A 25,927-nucleotide genomic window follows, 5' to 3' on the forward strand; every position below is an offset into this window, starting at 1 on the left:
TATTTTGCGAAAACACGAAATTTATATAATTCTCTTATCGCATGTAACTTTTTGTAGATTACGGAGTCTACTATTAGAGGGGAAGTATTGGGAGTTTGGTAGGATTCGGCTGCCGTGCCGCCCCGCGCAAATCTATGACAACATGGGAGCGTATTGCATCTAATGTCTGAATCGAAGTTTAATATTCTGAGAGCCGCTAGAGTCGTATGTATACCGATGTTGGCCGGGACGCTTGTCGTTGCTTCGTTCGCGGGCACCGGGCCCACGCCGTTTGCGCAGCTGCAACTGGGCGTCGCCTCGGCGGCGACGGCAGCGGTCACGTACAAGCTGGTGAAGTCCACGGAGGCCATCGTGACGTCGGGCGTCAAGCAGATCAACTATAGCTGGGTGCCTTCCGATACGAAAAAGAGCACGGTGCTCGTCCACGTCATGCAGATCGATCTGACGAATCCGTACGTGCAGATGAACGCCATGAGCGGCAAGGGCGGCAGCGTCACGACCGGTCAATCGGTCGGGGCCATGACGAAGGCGACCGGCGCGGTGGCAGGCGTGAACGGGGATGTGTTCCAGACGGGCACCACAAGCGAAGGTGCGCCGCTCGGAGCGGAGCTGGTGTCGGGACAGTTGATCGTCGCGCCGACGCAGCTGCAGGGAATGTATGCTTTTGCGCTGACGAAGGACAAGACGCCGATTATCGATCAGTTTGCGTTCTCGGGCAGCGTGCAGGCGGACAACGGGGCGCAGTTCAAGTTGTCGGGACTTAATAACTCCTCCTATACGACGTATCCGGACAAGACTGCAAGCCACGTGAACGCGTTGTACATCTACACGAGCGCATGGACGGCGGCCAATCGGCCTTCCAACAGCGGCACGACGCCGATGGAGGCGCTGGTCGTGGACGGTACGGTGACGGAGATCGGCGACGGCGTGCAGATTCTGACGCCGATTCCGGCGAACGGCTACATTCTGCGCGGGCACAAGGGCAAGGACTCCGGCAACTTCATTCTCAACAATCTGCCGGTCGGCACGAAGGTGACGAGCGCGTACAATCTGGTGTCGCAGACGAGCGGCAAGACGTACAGCGAGAGCGACTTCCAGATGATCGTGAGCGGGCACACGCTGCTCATGGACGGCGGCAAGGCTTCGGCGTTCAGTCGGGACGTCAGCGGCGTCAGCGGTTCGTCCAACACTGCCCGCACGGCAGTGGGGTATGCGAAGGACGGCATGACGGCATATCTTGTGACGGTTGAAAAGTATGGGACCAGCAACGGCGCTACGCTGGCTGATTTCCAGAAGATCCTGACGTCGCTTGGCGTATGGAAAGCGGTCAATCTGGACGGCGGCGGATCGACGACGATGATCACGAGGCCGCTCGGCGAGACGGCGACGACGCTGGCGCACTCGACGACTTACGGCACGACGCAGCGGGCTGTGGCTGACGGCATCGGGGTATTCACGACCGCCCCTGCCGGCGAGACCAAGGGCATTACGGTCAGCGGGTCGAAGACGCTGTTCATCGGCCAGCAGGCGACCTATTCGCTCAAGGCGTACGACACGTACTACAACCCGGTCGATCCGGGAGGCTTGACGGCCTCGTGGAGCGTGAGCGGCGGGCTCGGCAGCTTCGCAAGCGGCGTCTTGACGGCGTCCAAGGCGGGCACGGGCGAGCTGACGGTCAAGTCCGGCGCCGCGAGCGACAAGGCGAGCATCGAGGTAATCGGCGGCTCGCAGATCAACCAGCTCAAGGCGAGTCCCAACACGACCGTGCTCCAGCAAGGCGCGAAGATTACGGTCAAGCTGACGGCGACGCTCGCGGACGGCCGCACGCTTGAGGTGCCGGCGGACTCGGTGAAATGGGAGTTCAAAGGCTTCACGGCGGCTGCGAGCGGCGGCGTCATCACGATCGGCGCGGTCGGCGAACAGACGAAGACAGGCTACGCGATCGCCAGGTATGACGGCTTCTCGACGGCATTCGCGCTGAGCGCGGGGGCGGAGAAGAGCTTCGAGACGTTCGAGAACGCCACTTATCCGGTGACGTTCGACAAGCTCCCGGCGGAGACGGCCGGCACGGCCGCGATCGTCACTGGACTGCCGGGGCGCGAGACTTCCAAGGTGCTGCAGCTGACTTACGATTTTACGGTCGGCACCGGCAACCGCTTTGCCTACGCCCTGCCGAACGGCAGCACGGGCCTGGCAATCTCGGGCAGCCCGAGCGCGCTGACGCTTGACGTCTACGGCGACGGGTCCAACAACTGGCTGCGCGCCGAGTTCAAAGGCGCGGACGGCAAGCTGGCGCTGGTGGACATCGCCAAAATGGCCAACTGGACCGGCTGGAAGCAGATCCGCGTCGATCTGTCGGGCAGCGGCATCACTTATCCGGCGACGCTCACCAAGCTTTATGTCGTCAACCTGGCCGAGGGGCAGGATGAGCGCGCGCTGACCGGCGCGGTAGCTTTTGACAATCTGTCGCTCCAGTACCCGTCGGTCGTCGAGGATGGGGCGCAGTCGAACATCGTGCTTCAATTGGGTCAAAAGTCCGCTACGGTAGACGGCAAGAGCGTAGCGCTCGACATCGCGCCGCTGCTGCTGAACGGGACGACGTATCTGCCGCTGCGCTTCGTGTCCGACGCGCTCGGCGCGGACATCGGCTGGGACCAGGCGGCGCAAAAGGCGACCGTCACGGGCGGCGGCAAGCTCGTCGAGCTGTGGGTCGGCAAGCCGGACCTGCTCAATACGGGCGTCCGCGCGACGGCCGCCGCGACGCCGATCCTGCGAAGCGGAAGGGTGCTTGTGCCGGTGCGCGTCGTTTCCACGGAGCTCGGGCGCAAGGTCGGATGGGACCAGAAGACCAAGACGATTACAATTCGCTAATCTTGCGCAGCCAGTCCTAGTAGGCCCGTCCACGTCGCACGCAAATATGATATGATGGAGGCATAACTTGTCTCCATTCAAGCCCGCCGGGGCTGGAAGCGTGCGACGCGAGACGGTCCGGAGTAGGGCGCGGAGGGGAGTTGCTCGATTGGACTATCGGGTAGAACAGATTGACCGGGTTATACAGAACGCGATGCGCGTCATGGAAGACAGCAAGATGCAAGTATTCGAGATCTGTGAGGCTGCGAGACGCGAGCTTGTATCGCTGGGCAAGGAATTGGAGAACGTTCTGAGAGAGACTTCCACTACGATCGACAAGGTCGACGGCCTCGAACGGGATTACAAGCTATCGCGCATCCGGCTCACCGAGGTGAGCAGGGATTTCGTACGTTTCTCGGAGAAAGACATCAAGTCCGCCTACGAGAAGGCGACTCAGCTACAGCTGGATCTGACCGTGTATCGGGAAAAAGAGAATTACTTGAAGGCGCGCCGCGACGATCTACAGAGCCGTGTCCGCAACGTGGAGCTGTCCATCGAGCGGGCCGAGATGATCGGATCGCAGATGAACGTCGTGCTGGATTACTTCTCGGGCGACCTCAATCAGGTTACCCGCATCCTTGAGTCCGCGAAGAACCGCCAGCTGATCGGTCTTAAGATCATTCTCGCCCAGGAAGAAGAGCGCAGGCGCATGGCCCGTGAGATCCACGACGGTCCCGCCCAATCGCTCGCGAATCTGGTGCTGCGGACCGAAATTGCCGAGAGAATGCTGGACACGAAGGATTTGGAGCTTGTGCGCAGCGAATTGGTCGATTTAAAATCGCAGATACGTTCCGGACTGGGGGAGATTCGCAAAATCATATTCAACCTTCGGCCAATGGCGCTGGACGATCTGGGTCTTATCCCTACGCTTCGCAAGTTCGTGCAGGACTACGAGGAGCGCACCTCCATCCGTTCCGTCTTCGAGACGAGCGGGCGGGAAAAGCGAATCTCGACCGCACTGGAGGCCGCGATGTTCAGGCTCGTGCAGGAGGCGTTCAACAATGCCTTCAAGCATGCCGAAGCATCCTACATGTCGCTCGATATCACTTATCTGGAAGAGACGATCCGGATGGTGATCAAGGACAACGGCAAGGGCTTCCACACCGATCTGGCGGAAGCGCAGGCGAAGAAGACGAACAAGTTCGGACTCATGGGCATGAAGGAGCGCGTGGATCTGCTGATGGGAGAGATCGACATCGATTCGGCCATCGGGCAGGGCACCACGATTACCATTCAAGTACCTATCAAAGCCGAAATGCGGAAGGAGTTGGACATTAATGGAGAGTAAGAATTCGAACATCGCCTCGGGCCGCAAGATTCAAGTCCTCCTTGCCGACGATCACCAACTGTTCCGCGAGGGACTGAAGCGGATCTTGAACATGGAGCCCGACCTGGAGGTGATCGGCGAGTGCGGGGACGGCATCCAGGTACTGGAGTTCTGCAACCGGCAAAAGCCGGACGTCGTGCTGCTGGACATTAACATGCCGACGGAGAACGGCGTGATCGCGACGGAGAAGCTCCGCGACATTTTTCCCGAGATCAAGGTCATTATCCTGTCCATCCACGACGACGAGAGCTATGTGTTCGAGACGCTGCGCAAGGGCGCTACCGGCTACTTGCTCAAGGACATGGAGGCCGAGTCGCTCGTAGAGGCAATCCGCACGGTCGCCAACGGCCATGCGTACATCCACCCGAAGGTCACTGGCAAGCTGATCAATCAGCTGCGCCGCATGACGTATCTCGACGAGATCGGTGCCGCATCGGGTGCCGCCGCAAGCCGCGAGACGATCACGAAGTTCGTGCCGCGGGGCAACAATCCGCTCACGCGCCGCGAAGCCGAAGTGCTGCGCCTCATGGCGGAGGGCAAGAGCAACAAGAACATCGGCGAGAGCCTGTTCATCAGCGAGAAGACGGTCAAGAACCACGTCAGCAGCATCCTGCAGAAGATGGAAGTCGACGACCGCACGCAAGCCGTCATCAATTCGATCAAGTTCGGCTGGGTGACGCTGTAACGCCTATACGCAAGATCGCAACAGCAGGTATCATACATATGGCAAGTCGCTCAGGCGCCACCCGACGATCGGCAGATCAAGCGGGGGCGTCTTTGTTTTGAAGCGACATAAAGGCGCGGCCACACTACAAAATGTAGTTGTGAACATTCGATAAATTGCGGTTGCGAAAGGGGAAATTCAGTTTAAATACTAGTTGACAGGTCGGGATTATACCTATAATATGAACTCAATGTAAACAAAGGCGATCGGAATAAAAAGAGGTCAAGAATCGACTGGACGAACCGGAGATTCAACTGAAGCGCGAATAGCGCTGCGGTTGGGTCTTTTTTGTTTTCGATGCGCTCATACATCTTGGGGAGGATGATTTAGAAATGAAGAAACTCACGCTTTCCAAACTGGCTATTTCCGTAGTAGCCGCTACCGTCGTATTTGGCGGGCTGACCTATGCCGCCGTATCGGCCAACCAAAAGACAGAGGCCGCCGCTTCCGCGCCCGAGCAGCAGCAAGCAGCCGCGCCGCAAGCGACGGCAGCGCCGGAAGTGCAAGCCGCTGCACCTGCAGCACAAGCTGCCGCACCTGCGGCCGAAGCACAAGCTGCTGCGCCCGTAGCCTCGGCAGCACCGGCGAGCGAGGCCGTCGCGCCCGCTGCCGAAGCTTCCGGCCAAGCCGTAGAAGCAGTCGCCGCCGCGTCCAATACCGAAACCAATGCCAATGCCGCCGTTAAGGTCGCCGACGTGAAGCAAAACGAGCCTGCGGCCACGACGGCTTCTAGCGAATCCAAGGTTGAAAAAGCGGCTGCGGCCGAATCGAACGAAAAGGCGGCTGCGGCAGCTGTCGTAAAGACCGCATCCGTGCAAACCGAGAAAACCGCACAGTCGACGGCTGCGCCCAAGGCTACGCCTGCGCCGACCGCAAAGCCGACTGCTGCTGCAGTCGCGCAGCCGACCAAGTCGCCTGCGCCGACAGCCGCTCCGCAAGCATCGGCGGCTGTAGAAAAGGCAGCAGACGCCGCGCCTGCCAAGGCGACGACGTTCGTCAAAAAAGTAGATGCGCCTAAGGCGTCCGCGACGACCGCGGCTGCAGCCTCGAGCGCATCAACGTCCTCCTCGAGCGCCTCGTCCTCTTCCGATGAGATCTGCCCGCCGGAAGAAGAGATCTGCCCATAATCGCAATCTCGCGACACCTTATAATATCGTAATCTCTTATACTCGTACTCTCGCGCACGAACCGCTCTTATTTAACCCAGAAGATATAGAAACGAGGCGTTCGGATTGAAATTACAAGCACAACGGATCCTGGCTCTGCTGCTCGCCGTCTTTGTGGCGGTCCCGGCACTGGCGGCCCACGCGGCCGATCAAGCGCCGGAAGGCGTCGTCACGTCAAGCGGCAGCGGCGTCGGCCATTACGATTACTTCAGTGACGTCTATCCTGCGCTCAAGAACGAGTCGCATGTATTCGAGACGACTACCTATGAGGATATCGCACAGATTTTCAAGACGTCCGGCACCTATGCCGTCGTATTCGGCGGCGCGGCCAACCCGTCCACACAGGCGCAGATCGCTTACATTAACCAGGTGGCCAAAGAGAAAGGGATCGCGAAGGTCTACAACTTCGACACCCGCCTCGACGGCAAGGACGACCTGGATATCGCGAACAGCGCCAACGCTTTTGCCTACAAGTATACGGATCTCATTCACGCCTATCTGACGAATGCGCCGGATGCGGCGAACGTGCAAAATCAAACCTACGTCTTCGTGTATAACAAAGACAACGACGGCGGATCGGTCGTCGCAGGCTTCAAGAGCGCTGCGGTCGCAGCGGACTTCCAGACGGGCGGCAACGCGGACGCGTCCAAGATCGACGCCTACAAGGCGCAGATCCGCAGCGTATTCGGCCAGGCGAACGCGTTCAGCACCATCAGCGCGTACGACTTGATCGCGCCGGGCTTTAACCACAACGGTCCGTTTTACGCACCGACAGCTGCCCCGATCTTCGACGAGTCCGACAAGGACCTCGTGCTGGAGCACGTAACTTACGATGAGCTGATCGGCATTTTGCGCAGCGAGGGCGACTACGTCCTGCTGTTCGGCGGCTCCTGGTGCCCCAACACGCAAGCGGCGGTCAAGTACGTCAACGAATATGCGAAAAAGTACGGCGTGGACAAAGTGTACTTCTTTGACCCGCGTATCGACGCAGGCCTGGACGTCACGAAGCCGGATGCCAATTATCACGACAACGACAAGCTGATGATTCGCGACAGCAAAAACGCTTATGCTTACCTGTACGTCGATCTGGCCAAGCAATATCTGACCAATCTGCACGCGGAATACGAGACGAGGGCGGCTTCCAACATCTCGTATACGGACGGCAAGGGCGCCAAGGTAGAGGCCATTCGTTTGCAAGTGCCTTACTTCTTCACTTACAACAAGGACAACAAGGACGCGGACGGCAGCGCCGCGCCGATTCTGGGTCATATCGAGCTCATGTACGGCTGGGGCGATACGTCCAAGAAGGACGCGGACGCGACCAAGTCCTATGCCAATTACATCGAAGCGCTGAACAGCGTGCTGTCCCGCACCGAATCGCTGCCTAGCGGCCTTGTCGGGGTCGAGCCTTCGCAGTTCGGCGGCACGGACGGACGCATCGACGGCGTGGGCGGAAAGGCGCTCGAGTACAAGAAGGCGTCGGACACCGAATATACGGCTGTCACCGGCTCGTCCATCTGGCGCCTCGCGCCCGGCGATTACGACGTTCGTTACGCATCGATCTTCGGTGCGCAAAAGAAAAACTCGACGACGAAAAGCTACGACAGGATCGTTTACAAGCCGGGTCAGTCGGTACGCATCACGGTGCCGGAGAACACGACGCCGTTGCAGCTGGACGCGCCGCAAGGCCTGAAGGGCATCGCGACGACGGTAGCGAACGATGTATACGGCGGTCAGATCACGGGTACGGCAGCCGGGCAGGAGTATAAGAAGGTCGGCGCGGACGCTTACCTGGACGCCGGTGTACCGTCGATTACGGGCCTTGTCTACGGCGACTATCTCGTCCGCAAAAAAGCGAAGGACGGCATTAACGCCAGCCCGGACACGCTCGTGACCGTGCCGAAGTACGGCCAGCAATCTGCGCCGGTGGGTCTCGCGGGCATCGCGCCGAGCGGACCGGATCTGAAGGACGGACAGATCACGGGGATTACTGGCGGTCTGGAATACAAGAATGCATCCATTGATGATGCCGTTTATACGAAAATCGAAGGCAATGGCACAAACGGTATTCTGACCGGTCTTGAGCCGGGCACATACACGCTGCGATACGCGGCCACCGACAAGCTTGCGGTCGGACCGTCCGTCGACGTCGTCGTGCCGGCCAAGCAGGCGCAAGACGCGCCGACCGGACTGCAAGGCGTAGCGCCGACGAGCGCGGCGAACAACGACGGTCAGATTACAGGCGTCACGGCCGATCTGGAGTATAAGGCGCATGGCGCGGATTCCTATAAGCCGGTGGATGGCTCTGCGATCACTGGCCTCGCGGCTGGCAAGTATCATGTGCGCGTCGCGGCTAAGCCTGGTTTCTACGCCAGCGCCGACGCCGAAGTGACGGTACCTGAATACGTAGCGCCTTATGTACCGCCGGCAGGCACGACGGCGACGCCGACCCCGACGCCGACTGCGCCGCCGGAAGGATCGGGCGCGAGCGACGGCAAGACTGTCGTCTCGGTCAAGCTCGCCGCCAAATACGATGCGTCGAACGGCCTGACCTCCGCAGCCGTCACGGCAAGCGAAGTCTCGGGCTTGGTCGACAGCGCGAAAAAAGCGGAAGCGGAAGGCAAGGCTGCCGTCATCGAGCTGAACATTGAAGCGGCTGCGGACACCAAGTCCGGGCTGCTGACGCTGCCGCGCGACGCGCTGAAGGCGCTAGCGGGTACGACTCAGGCCGAAGTGAAAATTAACTATGCGGGCTTCGGCACGATTACGTTCGATGCGAAGGCGTTCGCAACGATCGGCGCGGCCGAAGGTACGGGCGACATCGGCATTCAGATTACCAAATCCGAGCTGACTGATGAAGGCAAGCAAGTGCTCGGCGACCGTCCGGTTTACGATCTGGCGGTCACCGTGGGCGACGCGAACATATCCGCATTCGGCGGCGGCAAGGTGAACGTCAGCCTGCCGTATACGCTCAAGAGCGGAGAGTCCGCGAACGCGATCATCGTTTATTACGTGAACGAGACGACGGGCGAACTCGAGACGGTCCGCGGCAAGTTCGACGCTTCTAACGGCTCCGTCAAGTTCACGACCACGCATTTCTCGCAATACATCGTCGGCTACAATCCGGTGAGCTTCGCTGACGTCGCGGCTTCGTCCTGGTACGGGGACGCTGTCGGATTCCTGGCGGCGCGCGGCATCACGACCGGCACGGACGCCGAGCACTACAGCCCTGGCGCGACCGTGTCGAGAGGGCAGTTCGTAACGCTGCTGCTCAAGGCTTACGGCATTGCGCCCGACGCCGGCGAGGCGGACAATTTCGCGGACGCCGGGGACACGTATTACACGGGCTACCTGGCGGCGGCCAAACGCCTCGGCATCGCGACCGGCGCCGGCGGCAATTTCGCCCCGGACAGCCAGATCTCGCGGCAAGAGCTGTTCACGCTGCTCTACCGCACGCTGAATGTGCTCGGCGAGCTCCCGACTGCCAAGACGGGCGCGACCGTGACCGGCTTCTCGGATGCGGGTGCGATTGCGGCGTATGCACAGGATGCGTTCAAGGCGCTCGTCGAGAGCGGCGTCGTATCGGGCAACGGCGGCAAGCTGTCTCCGGCGGGCGTATCGACGCGTGCGGAGGTCGCGCAGGTGCTGTTCAACCTGTTGTCCAAGTAATTGGATGGAGACGTGAGAAGTAAGAAGAATGAATGAGCAAGACGAGCGAAAGAGCAAGACGAACGAAAGAGCAAGACGAACGAATAGCAAGAAGAACGAATGAGCAAGACGAACGAATAGCAAGACGAATGAATGAGCAAGACGAACGATGACTTGAATAGCAAGAAGCGCGAATGGGCGGCCTACGGCCGTCCATTCCGCCCGTGTTGATGCGGATGTGCGAGGAGCAGCCAGGGCGATGAAAAGTAAACTGATAATCCTCGGCGCCGTGCTCGTTCTCTTTGCCGTTGCCCTCTATGTCTCCGGCAACTTCGGCGAAGAGGGCGGCTACGCGCAGGCCAGGCAGGAGCGGCAGGCGATTCTGGAAGGGCAAGACAGTCCGGATGGACCGGGAACGCTGGAAGGGCAGGGGAGTCCGGATAGACCGGGAATGCTGGAAGGGCTGGCAAGTTTGGAGAAGCAGGGAGCCTCGGCGGGGGAGGCTGGTCCGAATGGGCAAGGAGCTCCCGATGGGCGGCAAGGTGCCGATCGGACAGAAGCGGAGCTCGAGGAGGCGCCCGATTTTACCCTCAAGGACCTGAACGGGAACGTCGTGTCGCTGCGGGATCTGCGGGGCAAGGCCGTCTACCTCAACTTCTGGACCACCTGGTGCAAATGGTGCAAAAAAGAAATGCCTGCCATGAAGCGGGTTTACGAGTCGTTCAAAGGCACGGACCTGGCGATCGTCGCCGTCGATATCGGCGAGGACCGCGACAAGGTCGCTTCGTACATCGAACGGGGCGGTTACCCTTTTCAGGTGCTGCTCGATTCGGACAAAAGCGTGTCCAAGTCCTACCGCGTAACCTCGATACCCGTCTCCGTGTTCGTGGACAAGGAAGGCCGCATCGCTTACCGTAAACTCGGCACGATGAAGGAAGACGAGATGCGTTCGGTCGTCGAATCGCTCGTCGAATGATTTTAATCGGGAAGAGATGATATCAAGCCTATGAACAACGTAGACAACAATCTGCTATCCGCCATCGAGACGAACTGGTACAGCTTCGTCGTTTCAATTTTCGTGTTTTTCATTCTCTATTTCTTGGCCAAAAAGCGCGTCGGCTTCGGCCTTCGCGTTATTACGGGCCTGGTGCTGGGCCTGCTCGCGGGAATCCTGCTGCAGAATCTGGACCTCGACACCAAGGCGATCGCCACGTTCGGCAGCATCTATGTCAGTCTGATCAAGATGCTCGTCATTCCGCTCGTGTTCGTCCTGGTGCTTAACAGCATTGCCTCGCTTACCAGTCTCGAATATTTACGCAAGATCGGCTTCAAGACGTTCGCCTGGTTCCTCGGCACGACCGGCGTGGCTTCGATTATCGGGCTGCTGATCGCGCTGCTGTTCAACCCGGGCAAGGGCATCCAGCAAGCCGTGCCGGAAGGGTTCGCGGCGCGCGAGATTCCGACGTTCTCGCAGGTCATCCTCGACCTCGTGCCGTCCAACCCCGTGCTTGAAGCGGCCAACGGCAAGGTCGTGCCGGTGCTCATCTTCGCGCTGTTCCTCGCCGTCGCGATCATCAAGGTCGGCTCGAGGAATGCGGAGGCTGTCCGTCCGGTGCGCGAACTGATCGCTTCGCTGACGCAGGTGCTGCACCAGGTCGTCAAGTTCATCATCCGCCTGACGCCTTACGGCGTGTTCGCGCTCATCGCAGGCATTACGGCCAAGTACGGCTGGGAAACGCTGCAGGAGCTCGGAAGCGTCATCGTCACTTCCTACGTGGCGCTGATCCTTCATTTCGTGCTTGTATTCGGCGGACTTGTGCTTCTCGTAGCGCGGGTTAATCCGATTCGTTTCTTCAAAAAAATCTATCCGACGATCGCCGTCGCCTTCACGACGCGCAGCAGTTTCGCCGTACTGCCGGTGAACCTGGAGGTTATCACCAAACGCCTACACGTCTCGGAGAAAATCGCGAGTTTCGTCGCGCCGCTCGGCGCCTCGGTTAACTTCAACGGCTGCGGCGGCATCTGGCCCGCAATCGTGGCCGTGTTCACGGCGCAGGTGTACGGCATCCACCTCACGGGGACGGATTATGTCGTGCTCGTTCTCGTCAGCATTATTTCCTCGATCGGCGTGGCTGGCGTACCGGGACCGGCGGTCATTTCCACGACCGTCGTGCTGACCGCGCTCGGGCTGCCGCTCGAAGGCATCGGCATCGTCGCCGGCGTCGAAGCGCTGATCGACATGGGCCGCACCGCCGTCAACGCGACGGGCACGACCGTAACTTCGCTGCTCGTGGCGAATTCCGAAGGGGAGTTTGACAGAGAGGCGTTTAATCGGGACGAGGACGAGGATTTGGTGCTGAATCCGGCTTAAGGCTGAGTTGGCTGGCTTAGGGGGGAGACGGAAGGTCAAAAGCTGGAGACGGCATAGCGGTATAGTGGCATCGTGACATAATGGCATTGTGGCATAATGGCATCGTGGCATAACGGGATAACGGGATAACGGGATAACGGGATAACGGGATAACGGGATAACGGCATAACATACATCAGCGTGGGGCTTTCGCATGCTGCGCTTGTCGCAGGGGCGGGGGCTTTTTTCTTGGAATTTCAGAGGTACAAAATTGGCGGCAATTTAGCGGCGATTTGTGGGCAGGTAAGCGCGTATTCGGAATGCTGGAGCTGTTCGGATGATCTGCAGGGCGAAAGACCTGAATCTGTACAGGTATTTTTCACCGACTCGCAATACTTGATGAAATACCTGCAAATATGCAGGTAAATTCAAAGCACAAGTCGGAAATCCGTTTGACGGAGGAAAATAACTGCGTTTTTGCATCTATTCTGTCCGAAAGGGGCGACATTGGAGAAAATAGATGTATATTTGCAGGCATTGCGGCGAAGGAACGAGGGGCGACGATAGGGCAGCGACAGGGCAACGATAAGAAATCGAGAAGGCCGGTTGGCAGTCGCGGACGACGGAACCGCCGAGCGCTGCGCGGCATATAGTGTCGCATAGCGGCGCGGCCTTTTCGGGAGAGTGATTCTTCCGCAGTATCGGGTACGGGGCCGCCGAGTTCACGCGAAGGAGGTGGTCCCCATGATCGGATTGCTGCTGTGGATCGCCGGATGCTACGCGGTTGCCGCGGCTTGCGCCTATCGGCTGCTGCGTCATCGGCGCAGGCCGGTCGCCAAACGGCACTACATCATTGTCGCGGGCAATCACGAGGATCAGATCGAGTGGGTGATTCGTTCGCTCCGATATCAAGGCAGCCTGTCGGGGACGGATGTCGGCATTACCGTGCTGCTCGAGCCGGAAGCGGCGGACGGCACCGCGTCGATCGTGGAGAAGCTCGTGCGCACGGAGGCGGGCGTGAGCCTGATCCGCCAGCTGCCCGAGTCGGGCGAGGACGGCGCGGAGGGGCGGAGGCGCTGGGAGGAGACGAAGACGGCGTATGCGGAGGCTTGGAACGGTCCGGATACGGTGTGGATGGAGCTGCCTCGAAGCGGGAGCGCTGACGGAGGAGGCAGCGGTGACGGCTTCGGCGGCGGATTTGACAGTGGTTTCGGCGGAAGTGCGGGGCATAGGGCTGTAGATGGCGCGGGACGCGAGGACGACGAGGGGCATTCGGAATTGACATCCGCGACCGATCGTTTACAATAGAAGTAATTGAATGGAAAAACCGATATTTGGAATCGAGTGAAGCACACTCGCTTGGCGGCCCGAGGCGCCGGAGCGAATGTGCTTTTTTTGCGTTCAGCGGTTCGCTGGAGAGCGGGATTTCAAAGCAAGATGCCGATTTGGCCGTAGCAGACAGCTTGTATAAAGGAGATGAGAGAATGAGGGCGATCGTGTACGCGGTGCGACTGACGGCCGGCTGGCAGGTCAGGTTCACGGTAGATTGGGAGACGGACATGGCCTATTGGCTTGATCGGGGATATCGGGAAGGATTGGAGGAGGCTTGGCGGCATGAGGGCTCTGGCAGCTCTGCCGTTGCAGGGGGTGAGACTGCGAGCATGATCGTCAAAATGAACCGGTCGCTGCCATTAGGCGAAGCCGAGGTCGGTTGCGGCAGAATCCGGGCGAAGCTGTCGAGAGGCGAAGGCGATACGCGGGATGCGGGTGCGATGGAGCGCTTGCTGTTGCGCGTGTTTGGCGAGGCTGCGGCAGCCCGCACGTTGTATGGCTCGCGCGTAGGCGTGCCCTTGCCGCCAAGCGTCGGTTCGGGCTGCGAGCAGCTATTGCCCGTGCCTGCCGGGGGAATGGGGCGCGGCGCCGAAGCGAGACTTCAAGCATTGCGGCTGCGGGTGATTGCGCCATTGCTCCAGGGGCGCTCGCTGCTGCAGGCGGAAGCCGTCGCGCTGCTCGCCGAGCATGCGCCAGGCATAACGCTAGGCGTCGGGCTGGCGGCGCTGGTACAGTTGGGCGCCCTGCTGGGCACGCTGCGGCTCGGAGCGGCAGTCGCTGCGGCCGCACCGCGGGGCGCGTCGCGGCAGCGCGGGAGGCTGCGCTGCCGGCGATGCGGCAGTGGCGAAGCTGCCATGCGGCGCACGGCGTGCGCCGCTTGCGGGAACGGTGCCTGCGCCGTCTGCGAGGCGTGCCTCGCGCTCGGCCGCAGCCGCGCATGCGGGCTGCTCGTGCGCGGCCCGGCACCGGCGGCTTCGCCGCTCGGCCTGGGCTTGGCCGGCGCGGCCCGCCCGTCCGCGGCGGATATATGCGCGCGCTGGGGGCTGAGCCCCGCGCAGCGGGTCGCCTCGGAGCAGGCGGTGCGCTTCCTGCTGGCCGAGCGCGAGCCGGGCAGCGAAGCGCCCGGCCGTTCACCACCTAGCCTATCCGCTGTCCGTGCCGGCCGCTCTATATTTCGCTTGCGCGGCCTTTCCGCCACCCGCTCCGCGTTGGAACCGACGCCACCGAGAGATCCGATGGCGATTCAGCCTCGCTCCTTCTTGCTATGGGCCGTCACCGGCGCCGGCAAGACGGAGATGATCTTTCCGCTGCTGGACGCGGTACTGAGCGCGGGCGGCAGGGCCTTGCTCGCGACGCCCCGCCGGGACGTCGTGCTCGAGCTGGCGCCGCGGCTGGCCAAGGCGTTTCCTGCGCGCAGCATTGCCGTTCTCTATGGCGGCAGCGGCGAACGCTGGCAGCAGGCGGAGCTGACGCTGGCGACTACGCATCAGCTCATGCGCTTCGGGCAAGCGTTCGACCTCGTGCTGATTGACGAGCTCGATGCCTTCCCCTACCATGGAGACCCCATGCTTCACCATGCGGCTGCATCGGCTCGGAAGCCCGACGGATCCACCGTGCTTTTGAGTGCGACCCCGCCGCCGGCACTTCGACGGGCGGTCCGCTTTGGACGTTTGCCTTGCGCAAGAGTTCCGGTTCGCTATCATAGACATCCGTTGCCTGTGCCGCGGGTCATGAGCATGCCCCCGCTGCATCGTTGGGACGTTGAAGCTGCAGCCGCTGCGAAGAAGATCCCGGATCTTAGGCGGCGTTTAGTGGACAGGCAATCCGCTGCATTATTCGCTTGCCTCGCTTCTTCGCTGGCACGTGGCGCTCAGGTTTTTGTCTTCGTCCCCTACATCAAGCAGATCGATGCGCTGGTGTCGCTTTTTCGCAGGCAGGCTCAAGCTTGGGGGATATCGCCTGCGTCCGTCGGCGGCACTTCCTCCCAGGACGAAGGGCGCAGGGACAAGGTCATGGCTTTTCGGGAGCGAGAGCTTCGCCTTCTTGTGACGACGACCATTCTCGAACGCGGCGTCACCGTGCCGCGCAGCGACGTCTTTATTCTCGACGCGCACGCCAAGCTGTTCGACGAAGCGGCGCTCGTACAGATGGCTGGGCGCGCCGGCCGCTCTTCGGATGATCCGGCCGGCCGGGTATACTTCTGTGCCGCGCATCGCACGCGTGCGCTGATAGGGGCGATTCGGCAAGTCACAGCGATGAACCGGCTTGCGCGCAACGGAGGTTACTTGCTCGATCGGCAGCGGGACGACCGCCGCGTCCGTTTAAGGATCGGCCCTCGTGCGGTACTATTTAAACCGAGCCGTCGGCGAGGCGATAGCCGATGAAGGGGCTGCTCCACGCGTTATACGGACTTCTTCACCCTATGATCCGGCAATGTGCGGCTTGCCTGCAAGGGATTCGCGGTGAACCCGCCTCGTCCCCCATGCCGATTCGACACCCGGAGGCGAGAACCTGTTTGAGCCGATTATGCCAAACCTGCCAGAGTCGGATTCCCTGGATATGGGCGCCGATGTGTCCTATATGCGGGAGGCCCGGTCGCTGCGGCGATTGCCTGCGCCGCAAGGTCACCTACTTCAGCGGCGTAAGGTGTGCAGTTCGATATCAGGACGAGATGAAGAACTGGCTCGCCGATTACAAATACAGAGGGGCGGAGAGATATACGCCGGTGATGGCAGCCATGCTGTCAGGCGCCATTTCGCAGTTGAACGCTGATTTCGGCCATGGCTTTGATGTGATCACAGCCGTCCCGCTCGCTCCGGGCCGACTGGAAGAACGCGGATTTAACCAGGCCGAGCGAATGGCCGTCACAGTGGGCGAATGGTACGGTATTCCTTACAAGCCAATGCTCAAGCGAACGCGAGACACGGAGAAGCAGAGCGGCAAGGAACGCCGCGGGCGCATCGCGGATATGCAGGGACTGTTCGCGCCTGCCGATATACGAGCTTTACCCCGCCCGCCAGGTAGGCCTCTACGCATTCTGGTCGCGGACGATATCTATACGACTGGGAGTACGATGAACGATTGCGCGCGAGCGGTTCTTCAGGCTGTGCCTGGCGCCGAGGTTTACGGTATCGCCTGGTCCAGGACTTAATGGGCTCCCTACCCGAATTTGAATAAAAAGTGTACATGACCCGCCCGCATCCATTACAATAAAAGGAGATATCGAATGCTGTCGATCCTCGGATCGGGGACGGAGGTTGCTTATGAATCTAGCGAATTGCCCAAGCTGCGGCAAGCTGTTCGCTCGCCATATTAGAGAGGTATGCAACGAATGCTTTGCGAAAGGCGAAAAGCAATATGAGAGCTGCCTGGACTATTTGAAAAAAAACAAAGGCACCACAATTAACGAACTGTCGGAAGCGACCGACGTCAGCATTAAGCAAATTACCAAGTACATCCGCGAAGGGCGCATTTCTCTTAAAAACAACGTTAACATGCACTATCCCTGTGAATTATGCGGTTCTCCTATCCACGAAGGCGGCATGTGCGCGAGCTGCCACAGCCGTTTGCAGACAGAGATTCGCAATGCGACGAACGCGAGGAGACAGAGTGAAGGCGCTGATTCGACAGGAACCGAGAATACGTATCGAATCAAGGACCGATTTAACGAACGGAATTAGGCATCGCGTTCTATTAACTTCATACAGCATGTAGCCGATAATACCTGTAAAGGTTTATCGGTCTTTTATTAATTCGGGCTGATATTTCAAGTCGCCGAGGTGAGTCTTATTATGAAAATCAACGACACGCAGCGTATAGGTGCTTATAGAGCCTATCAGAATAACAACGAAGTGCGTCTTGGCAGCCAGACGGCGCCAAAGCGCAAGGATCAAGTGCAGATCTCGGAGGAAGCGAAGGAACTGCTGGGCGCTCAAGGCGCGCAGAGTGCCGAGCGCGCGGAGCGGATCGAGAGTCTGAAGCAGGAAGTATCCACCGGCACCTACCATGTCGATACTTCAAAGCTGGCAGAAAAGATGCTGCCGTTCTTCCGGCCTATCCCACCCCAAGAATGAGGTGAACTCTTTTGAGTTTCCTACAGTTAAAGAAGGCGTTGGAAGAGTTGAATGTCATGCTCGACGAGATGCTCCCACTCGCTCGCGACAAGTCGGAAGTTATCGTCCGGAACAAGGTGGAAGACTTGGTCTCGCTGACTTCAAGAGAACTTCGCTTAACGGCAAGGATGGAAGAGCATTATCGGGAGATCGAGCGTGCGACTTCATCCTGCTGGACGGAGCTTGGTCTGCGGGCCAGGCCCGAACGCACGTTGGCGGATTTAATCCAAGCTATCCCCCGTTACGATGGAAAGAGAGCCTTGACGGATCTGGCAAGCAAGCTGAAGGAGAAGCACGCCGAGCTGAAAATTCTAAACGAGCGCAATCAATTGCTCGTCAAGCAATCCTTGGATTGGATCGACTACGAACTGCATCTGATTGCCGGACCTCTCGAACAGGAGATTACTTATTCTTCAAGCGTCGCTACCCAAAGCTATTCGGGCGGGTCGTATCGGAGAGTATTCGACGCGCGTGCATAGCATACGAAGCCGAGGAGATGACTAGCGTTGAGATCCACTTTTCATACATTGGAGACAGCCAAGCGGTCTCTGTTTACACAGCAGGCGGCCTTGAGCACGACCGGGCACAATATCGCGAATGCCAACACTGCGGGGTATTCGCGCCAGACCGTCAATATGCAGGCCACTCGTCCGATCGAAGCGATCGGAATGACGCATTCGACGGCTCCCGGCCAACTCGGAACCGGCGTCGAATTCGATTCGATTACGCGGATCCGCGAGCAGTTTTTGGACAAGCAATATCGCAATCAGAGCATGGATGTGGGAAACTGGACCATTCAAGCTGACACGCTAAGCAAGCTCGAAAACGTGTTTAACGAGCCCAGCGATACAGGAATTCGTAGTCTGATCGATAAGCTCTGGACCTCTTGGTCAGATCTGGCGCAGGATCCGGAGAACGTGACCGGCCGCAAGATCGTTCGCGAGACGGCGATGGCGCTCACTAATGCGATCAATCTTACGAGCAAGCAACTGGGCGATATGAAGTCGGATCTCACGGCCAACATCGAGACCAAGGCTAACGAAATCAATTCTTACCTGAGCAATATCTCGGATCTGAATCGTGAGATCAGTCGGATCACCGGGTACGGGGACGACGCGAACGATCTGATGGATCAACGGGATTTGCTGACGGACAAACTGTCGAAGATCGTTAACATTAACGTAACGAACACGGATCAAGGTTACGAGATCTCGATGGGCAGCGTACAACTCGTGCAAGGATCGACGACGTTCCCTGTCGACTCTGCTTCCCTTGAGTCCGCATACGGTGGGGGCAGCGGCGGCGATCTGACGAGCGGAGAGGTCTACGGGATGCTCAAGTCCCGGGACGGCTACGTCAACGATTACCAGAATCAGTTGGATACGCTGGCCAACACGCTTGCTAACGGCGAATTCAAAGTAACTTTGCCGACTGGAACGGTCCTTCCGAACGGAACTGTGCTTGACGGCGTCACTTACAGCGACAGCAATCGTTTTTTGTCCAGCCCGCTCGAGGTAACCGTCAAAGGAATTAACGGCCTGCACAAGCTGGGTTATACACTTCAAGATCCGTTACAGACGGGCGGCGACTTCTTCGTTTCGTCCGATGGCGGGCCGATAACTGCAGCGACGTTTGCACTGAATCCGCTTATTCAGGATAAGCCGGACCTCATCGCGTCGTCGATGAAGACTTCGGGAACGCCGGAGAAGGTCGTACCGGGGAACAATACGCTTGCTTTGCTTATGAGCAACTTGAAGGATACGAAGTTCACTTTCACGAGTCCGGGCGGATCGGTGCCAGTCGTCGCGCAAGGGAGACTGGATGATTTCTACCAGTCGGTCATCGGCCAGTTGGGCGTTCAGTCGCAGAATGCCCAGCGACAAGTCGACAATCAAGAGACACTGCTCACCAACGTGGAGTCGCGCAGGCAATCCGTAAGCGGCGTGTCTCTTGACGAAGAAATGTCCAACATGATTAAGTTCCAGCACGCTTACAATGCCGCGGCCAGAGTGATGACCACATTCGATGAGATGCTGGACAAGGTCATCAATGGCATGGGGACCGTAGGGCGCTGACGATAAGCATAGACGGTTAGCTTCTAACCAAGAGAGGGGAACCCTTCCATGGCCCTGCGCGTGACGCAAGGTATGATACAATCTCAGGTCGTTCGCAATTTGAATCACAACCTGAACTCGATGACGAATTCCCAAGAGCAGTTGACGACGGGACGCAAGATCAACAAGCCTTCGGACGATCCTGTCGGTATTACCTACGCGCTCCGCTACCGCAGCGAGATTGCCATGAACGATCAGTTTCAGCGCAATCTCACGACCGCCACTTCCGCCGTCGATCACGTGGACACCGTACTCGGTCAGATCAACGACTTAGTCTCGCGCGTTAAAGAGCTGACCGTTAAAGGCGTTAGCGATACGAGCACGCCGGAGTCCCGCGTTGCGATCGCTAAAGAGTTGGATGGCATTTACAGTAACCTGGTGACGCTCGGCAACGAACAGTTGAATGGAAAATATATTTTTAACGGTCAGCAGACGTTGACCCAGCCGTATACCGAAGCGACGGCGGGAACACAGGATACGGACGACGGCGAGATCAATCTGTCTCTGGCCCCGGGCGTCGCGATCTCGACGAACATGTCCGGTAACAAAGTGTTTGGTTCATCGACGGATGCCGATAACTTGTTCACCGTCGTTCGGACATTGCGCGACTCTTTCAATGCGAATGATTCCAAAACGGCGAGTAATACGATGAGTAAGCTCGACTCCAGATTGAATACGTTTTTGGGAATTCGATCGGAGATCGGCGCCAGAGCCAATCGGATCGAAATGCTGGACAGCCGCAACAAGGATCTCGATGTTACGCTGAACAGCCTGAGCGGGAAGGTCGAAGATGCCGATATGGCCGCTACCATCACAGAGCTTCAGACGCAGCAAAATGTCTATCAGGCTTCACTTTCCGTCGGTGCGAAGATTATTCAGCCTAGTCTGGTGGATTACTTGAAATAATAGGACGCTATAGTCGAGGGGGTGCCCGAAGTGGAATTTTTGCGTTTGTCCATTCGGTCGACGCCGGCCCTCCTTGGAATCGAGTCGCCGCGTGGGAAGCTGGATATCCAATCTCCTCGGGGGCAATTGGAGATAACCTCTCCTAGGACCGACATGCAGATTCGCCAGCCGCGCGGGGAGCTGTCGATTGATAGTTCAGCGGCCTACTCGGCGTACGCAAAGGGTGGCGTGCTGGAGACAGCCGATCGGATCGCGAATCAGATGAAGCAGCGCATCGTTGAAAATATCGGCAAGATCGCACAGGAGGGCGGCCGCATGGCGCAGATTTCAAATCCTGCCAGCGCTGTCGCAGAAATTGCCGCGAACGCCCTAAGCCCCAAAGAGACGCTTCAGGCTGCCGGACCGGCGGGACTGTTTAATGTGAAGGTCAACTATACGGCTCACGCCGCGGAGGTCAATGCAACGCCGAGTCCTGCGCAAATTTCGTATCACGTCAACAAGCCGGAAATCCAGTATACGCCGCAAAAAGCGGGGATTTATGTTCGGCAAATGAATTCGATCCAGATATCCGTGAGCCAGTATGACTGGTTCGCTTGAAGTCAAGGCTTATTCTCTGTAATCTAAGGGCTGTGACCGCGATAGCCATGTCGCGTGAGCGGCTCGTTTTTTTATGTAAAAGGCGTTGAATTCAATTTTAAGGGGAGATATGGATGTTCAGACATTTATATGACAAGCCCATTTCGATGAGAGGCTCAATCCTTGGCTTTCCTGAGCTGAATGAATTCATGCTATTACCCATCGAAGATTCGGATTTAGTCTCTCCGTTCGCGTATCTGCAGAGCAGCGCGCAAGATGAGGTTGGCTTTTTGGTTGCGGATCCATTTCAATTTTGCGTAGATTACGAATTTAAAATAGGAGAGCAGGATATAAAGGATATAGAAGCAACTGCGCCGGAGGGAGTGATCGTGATGGCCATCGTGAAGATTGGCGATCCTTTTGATACATCGACAATTAATTTAATGGCTCCTTTAATAATTAATGTAGACAAGCTGCTTGGCCGGCAAGTGGTTCTATCATCGGATAAGCCTTACACGACCAAGATGCCCATTGGATCCCCGGTCAAAGAAGGTGAACGCTGATGCTCGTTCTTGCGCGAAAAAAGGGGCAATCGATCTTAATCGGGGACGGCATCGAAATCGTCGTCGTTGCCGTCGAAGGGGATCAGGTGAAGATTGGGATCAATGCTCCTCCGCAGATCAAAGTTTATCGGCATGAGGTCCTTGAGGCGATAAGAGAGAGCAATAAAGATGCGGTTGCTACTCCGGGGGCGCTGCAGAAGTTGAAAAAATTGAATGCGGCCTCCCTCGATAAATTTCGCAATCCGGAATCGTAAAAAATTATGCGACAGCTATAAAAAGATGTCGATAACTGCCGATATATATTTTGAGAGCTCACACGGAAGTGAGCGGTCACCATCCAAGGAGGAGAACAAGCAATGATTATCAACCACAATCTTAATGCGATGAACGCTCATCGCAACCTGCAAGCGAACAACCTGTCTCAAGGCAAGTCGAGTGAGAAGCTGTCTTCCGGTTACAAGATCAACCGTGCAGCTGACGACGCAGCTGGCCTGTCGATCTCGGAAAAAATGCGTACGCAAATCCGCGCGCTGAACCAAGCTCAATCCAACGCGCAAGACGGCATCTCCCTCGTTCAAACGGCTGAAGGCGCGATGAGCGAAGTATCCGACATGCTCTCCCGCATGAAGGAATTGGCTGTCAAGGCTTCCAACGGCACGTACAACGCTTCCGACCTTGAAGCAATCAATGCCGAATTCAAGTCGCTCAGCACCGCGATCAACAACATCGCGAACCAAACGAACTTCAACGGCATCAAGGTTCTGAATCAAACGACTGGCGTTACGATCCAAATCGGCGACGTAGGCGGCAATACGGTTACCGTCTCCCTGCAAAACGTACAACTGTCCAACCTGCAAATCAACGGAGCTAGCCTGTCCAGCCTGTCCAACGCAAGCGCTGCGCTGGCTAAGATCGACAAGGATATCGGTGCAGTCAACAAGGCTCGTTCGCAATTCGGTGCTGTTCAGAACCAACTGGAGCACACCTTCAACAACCTGGGCGCTACGACCGAGAACCTGCAAGCTGCAGAATCCCGTGTACGCGACACCGACATGGCGAAGGAAATGATGAACTACTCCAAGCTGAACATTCTGCAATCCGCTGCTACGTCCATGTTGGCTCAAGCCAACCAAGCGCCGCAAAGCGTACTGCAACTGCTCCGCTAATCTTTGTTCGAATCAAGAAAAGAGCTCATTACTACGTAATGAGCTCTTTTCCTTTAGAGGTGGAAAATGGAAATCAGTGTCTGTCTGATCGTACGCAACGAAGAGCAAAATCTTAAACGTGCACTAAGTAGTGTTCCTAAGTCCTACGAAATTGTCGTCACGGATACCGGGTCGACAGATCGAACGGTCGAGATCGCGCAAACGTTCGATGCCCAAGTTATTTTTATTCCGTGGACAGACGATTTTGCTTCCGCAAGGAATGCCAGCGCTGCTGCCGCAACTGGGGATTACATTCTGGTTCTAGATGCGGATGAAGAGCTACCCGCAGATACAGAAGAACAAATTCGAATGTTCATTGCAGCCCATCCGAAATCCGCTGGCTGCGTTCATATCATAAACGTAACAAGCGAAGAATTAAGCAAGCATCGCATGGTTCGGTTTTACCCCAATGACAGAACCTTTTCTTTTACTGGCTTCGTTCACGAACAGGTTTATTACGAAGGGGCGCCGGCAAGTTTTGAAGACCTGCCCCTTATTATTGCTCATTATGGTTACGAGGCCGGGGAATATGAGAAAAAGGACAAGGCTTCTCGGTATATTCAATTATACGAAAAACACTTGGCAGAGCATCCGAATGACGGCTATATGCTCTATCAAGCGGGGAAGCTTTATTACGGCATTCAGAACTGGCGCAAGGCAGAGGCGTATTTGAGAGCTAGCGTTCAATGCGGTCAAGTCGATCGCCTCTACTATCCGGTCATGCTTGTTATGCTAGGGTATTTGTTAAAGGAACAAGGGAGATCCGGGGAAGCGGCGGAGCTGCTGAAGCCTGTGCACCAATCGTATCCCAACTTTCCGGATTTGTATTTCCTGCTTGGGCTGTTGGCGATGGATAACGGAGATTTTGAGGGAATTCGCTCCTATTTCTCGCGCGCGTTGGAGATCGGAGAGACCGTCCGATATACGTCGGTCGATGGGGTCGGATCCTATAAGGCTGCATACAATCTGGGCGTATTCTACGAAGTTACGGGACAACAGGAGCTCGCTAATCGTTACTATCGCTTTGCAGGAGATTTAGGATATGCTCCCGCACTGGCCCGCCTCAATTAATCTTGGAAAGCTCTTCAAATTTATTTGAAATGTAACGATAAATAAGGTATATAGTCACACCGGGAGGTAGTGCGAATGGTTACCAGAGTATCAGGCCTGAATTCGGGTCTGGATATCGATTCGTTAGTAACTGGCTTGATGAAGGCCGAGAAAATGCCGCTCGATACCTTGAATCAAAAGAAGACGACTTTAACATGGCAGACAGATCTGTATCGTGAGATTAATACGAAGTTATCTGCTTTAAGGAATAGCTTGGATAACATGCGGCTGTCGGGCGACTGGAAAATGAATACGGCGACTTCCTCAAACGAGAGCGCAGTGACAGTTAAAGCAGACGGAACCTCAAGCAAAATCAATCATTCAATTGTCGTCAATGAACTGGCTTCGGGAGCAACGGTTAAGAGTTCTGCCAAAGTATCATCAGACGCGATGACAGGAAATGCTTTAACAGCCCCGCTAACAGTCACGGCTGGATCAAACGATCAGGTGAATGTCACATTGGGGGGCGTTACTCGTACCCTAACGCTGACTGCCAAGGAGTATGCCAACGCGGGTGAGATGGCAACTGAACTGCAGTCCCAAGTGGACAATATGTTCGGAAAGTATGGCGACGGAACGACGCATAAGATCGAAGTCACAGCAGTCTCTGGAGCGCTTAAGTTCGAGACGCATTACGATCCGAGTCTAGTCGATCCCGATCCCCTAGCGCCGCTGCCTACGGCACCAACAGTAGCGGTATCTTCGGTCAATGGGCGTGATGCTTTAAAGGATTTGGGTTTCACAAGCGGACAGTCCAATCGAATCAATACGACAGCCTCTATCAGCACGTTAGGCGGCTCTCCCGCTCTTTCCTCTCCCGGTTCGTTTTTAATCAACGGGCAGAAGATCTCTTACACGGGAACCGACACGCTTAAGTCGATTATGGACAAAGTGAATAATTCCAACGCCGGCGTTAACATGACTTATGACAGCGCCGCAGACAAGTTTACGTTCACGACTAAAGATACGGGCAGTGCGGCTGTCGTTAATTTGCAGGATACTGGCGAGGGGAACTTCCTTTCCTTTGCGAAACTGTCGACAGGTACTGTGTCTGGTAAAGATGCTAACGTTGCCATTGACGGCGTACAGTCCTATCGAAGCAGCAATACGTTCACGAACGACGGAGTCACGTACACAATCAAGGAAAAGACAACAACCCCTGTTACTACAAGCGTTAGTCAAGATGTCGATGCGATGGTCAATAAGATTAAAGACTTTGTTAAGGTTTACAATGACACGATCGATCTTATGAATACGCGAGTTAAAGAAGTAAAAAACCGCAGTTACTCACCACTGACTGACGATCAGAAGAAGGCAATGAATGAGACGGATATCGCTAACTGGGAGAAGACGGCAAAGCTTGGCCTGTTGCACAATGACGGCATCGTCAAATCTGCGACTTCGGGTTTGCGATCATGGTTGACTGCTACCGTCGGTTCTGTATCCAATAGCAGTTATAATGCACTATACAAAGTCGGTATTACAACGATGACTTACAGTAATTCATCGCCACAAGACGCCGGAAAAATACAGTTGGATGAAACGGCATTAAGAAAAGCGATTGCGGACGATCCATCCGCCGTCACGGGAATCTTCTCGAATCAGCCGGACGGCATTGCGCAAAAAATGTATGAGCAAGTGAACAGCAGTATTAAGGAGCTCTCGACAAAAGCGGGGGGTAGCGCCACAGCAATCGACAATGTTACAACCGATCTGGGCAACAAAATTAACAATTTGAATAAACAAATTGCTTCTGGGACGCTTAAATTGGCCGACAAAGAGGATTACTACTATAAGATGTTCGCAGCCATGGACTCCGCCGTCGGGAAAAATAATTCTACGCTAACCTGGTTAAGCCAAAATTCAGGTTAATATGACCCGACT

21 protein-coding genes are annotated in these 25,927 nt (G+C 56.9%); all 21 read left to right on the plus strand.

Annotated features, from left to right (window positions below; all coding sequences use genetic code 11):
* Positions 1-162: 162 nt before the first annotated feature.
* The 21 genes from ACFSR7_RS19610 (at position 163) to fliD (ending at position 25,915) form a co-directional block, all read left to right on the plus strand.
* Positions 163-2,871 carry a stalk domain-containing protein gene (locus tag ACFSR7_RS19610; RefSeq protein ID WP_378164443.1) on the plus strand — a complete coding sequence of 903 codons (2,709 nt, stop codon included), beginning with the start codon at positions 163-165 and terminating at the stop codon, positions 2,869-2,871.
* 148 nt (positions 2,872-3,019) lie between these two features.
* The gene (locus ACFSR7_RS19615; protein WP_378118658.1) at positions 3,020-4,198 is read left to right on the plus strand and encodes a sensor histidine kinase; all 1,179 of its coding nucleotides are present in this window, start codon (positions 3,020-3,022) and stop codon (positions 4,196-4,198) included.
* A complete protein-coding gene (locus tag ACFSR7_RS19620) occupies positions 4,188-4,922 on the plus strand; it encodes a response regulator (RefSeq protein WP_090116230.1) in 735 nt (244 codons plus the stop codon). The genes ACFSR7_RS19615 and ACFSR7_RS19620 overlap by 11 nt, the downstream gene beginning before the upstream one ends.
* A 371-nt stretch (positions 4,923-5,293) precedes the next feature.
* On the plus strand, positions 5,294-6,088 hold the full coding sequence (locus tag ACFSR7_RS19625; protein ID WP_378164445.1) for a hypothetical protein: 795 nt from the start codon (positions 5,294-5,296) through the stop codon (positions 6,086-6,088).
* Positions 6,089-6,193: 105 nt separating this feature from the next.
* A complete protein-coding gene (locus ACFSR7_RS19630) occupies positions 6,194-9,796 on the plus strand; it encodes an S-layer homology domain-containing protein (protein ID WP_378164447.1) in 3,603 nt (1,200 codons plus the stop codon).
* A 238-nt stretch (positions 9,797-10,034) separates the two neighbouring features.
* A complete protein-coding gene (locus ACFSR7_RS19635) occupies positions 10,035-10,751 on the plus strand; it encodes a TlpA family protein disulfide reductase (RefSeq protein WP_378164449.1) in 717 nt (238 codons plus the stop codon).
* A gap of 30 nt (positions 10,752-10,781) precedes the next feature.
* Positions 10,782-12,146 (plus strand): dicarboxylate/amino acid:cation symporter, encoded by a 1,365-nt coding sequence (locus ACFSR7_RS19640; protein ID WP_378164450.1) that lies wholly within the window; start codon positions 10,782-10,784, stop codon positions 12,144-12,146.
* Positions 12,147-12,869: 723 nt separating this feature from the next.
* Positions 12,870-13,433: a hypothetical protein gene (locus tag ACFSR7_RS19645; RefSeq protein WP_378164452.1), complete on the plus strand. Its 564-nt coding sequence runs from the start codon at positions 12,870-12,872 to the stop codon at positions 13,431-13,433.
* Between the two features lie 176 nt (positions 13,434-13,609).
* Positions 13,610-15,841 (plus strand): helicase-related protein, encoded by a 2,232-nt coding sequence (locus tag ACFSR7_RS19650; protein ID WP_378164454.1) that lies wholly within the window; start codon positions 13,610-13,612, stop codon positions 15,839-15,841.
* 287 nt (positions 15,842-16,128) lie between these two features.
* Positions 16,129-16,608, plus strand: a complete 480-nt coding sequence (locus tag ACFSR7_RS19655; RefSeq protein ID WP_378164456.1) for a ComF family protein — start codon at positions 16,129-16,131, stop codon at positions 16,606-16,608.
* Positions 16,609-16,720: 112 nt separating this feature from the next.
* Positions 16,721-17,137 (plus strand): TIGR03826 family flagellar region protein, encoded by a 417-nt coding sequence (locus ACFSR7_RS19660; protein ID WP_378164458.1) that lies wholly within the window; start codon positions 16,721-16,723, stop codon positions 17,135-17,137.
* Positions 17,138-17,248: 111 nt separating this feature from the next.
* Positions 17,249-17,530 (plus strand): flagellar biosynthesis anti-sigma factor FlgM, encoded by a 282-nt coding sequence (flgM, locus tag ACFSR7_RS19665; protein ID WP_378164460.1) that lies wholly within the window; start codon positions 17,249-17,251, stop codon positions 17,528-17,530.
* Between the two features lie 11 nt (positions 17,531-17,541).
* A complete protein-coding gene (locus tag ACFSR7_RS19670; RefSeq protein ID WP_378164462.1) occupies positions 17,542-18,048 on the plus strand; it encodes a flagellar protein FlgN in 507 nt (168 codons plus the stop codon).
* A gap of 27 nt (positions 18,049-18,075) precedes the next feature.
* On the plus strand, positions 18,076-19,644 hold the full coding sequence (flgK, locus tag ACFSR7_RS19675) for a flagellar hook-associated protein FlgK (protein WP_378164464.1): 1,569 nt from the start codon (positions 18,076-18,078) through the stop codon (positions 19,642-19,644).
* A 48-nt stretch (positions 19,645-19,692) separates the two neighbouring features.
* Positions 19,693-20,589 (plus strand): flagellar hook-associated protein FlgL, encoded by an 897-nt coding sequence (gene flgL / locus ACFSR7_RS19680; RefSeq protein ID WP_378164466.1) that lies wholly within the window; start codon positions 19,693-19,695, stop codon positions 20,587-20,589.
* A gap of 30 nt (positions 20,590-20,619) precedes the next feature.
* Positions 20,620-21,186 (plus strand): DUF6470 family protein, encoded by a 567-nt coding sequence (locus tag ACFSR7_RS19685; RefSeq protein WP_378164661.1) that lies wholly within the window; start codon positions 20,620-20,622, stop codon positions 21,184-21,186.
* 113 nt (positions 21,187-21,299) lie between these two features.
* Complete coding sequence (gene fliW / locus ACFSR7_RS19690; protein ID WP_378164468.1) at positions 21,300-21,728, plus strand: flagellar assembly protein FliW; 429 nt, start codon at positions 21,300-21,302, stop codon at positions 21,726-21,728.
* Complete coding sequence (gene csrA / locus ACFSR7_RS19695) at positions 21,728-21,982, plus strand: carbon storage regulator CsrA (RefSeq protein ID WP_378164470.1); 255 nt, start codon at positions 21,728-21,730, stop codon at positions 21,980-21,982. Before fliW ends, csrA begins: the two co-directional genes overlap by 1 nt.
* Positions 21,983-22,084: 102 nt before the next feature.
* On the plus strand, positions 22,085-22,894 hold the full coding sequence (locus tag ACFSR7_RS19700; RefSeq protein ID WP_378164472.1) for a flagellin N-terminal helical domain-containing protein: 810 nt from the start codon (positions 22,085-22,087) through the stop codon (positions 22,892-22,894).
* A 66-nt stretch (positions 22,895-22,960) separates the two neighbouring features.
* Positions 22,961-24,004 carry a glycosyltransferase gene (locus ACFSR7_RS19705; protein ID WP_378164474.1) on the plus strand — a complete coding sequence of 348 codons (1,044 nt, stop codon included), beginning with the start codon at positions 22,961-22,963 and terminating at the stop codon, positions 24,002-24,004.
* Between the two features lie 75 nt (positions 24,005-24,079).
* Positions 24,080-25,915 (plus strand): flagellar filament capping protein FliD, encoded by a 1,836-nt coding sequence (gene fliD, locus ACFSR7_RS19710; RefSeq protein WP_378164476.1) that lies wholly within the window; start codon positions 24,080-24,082, stop codon positions 25,913-25,915.
* Positions 25,916-25,927 lie beyond the last annotated feature (12 nt).

Source organism: Cohnella sp. GCM10020058 (genome assembly GCF_042683485.1).
Classification (GTDB): domain Bacteria; phylum Bacillota; class Bacilli; order Paenibacillales; family Paenibacillaceae; genus Cohnella.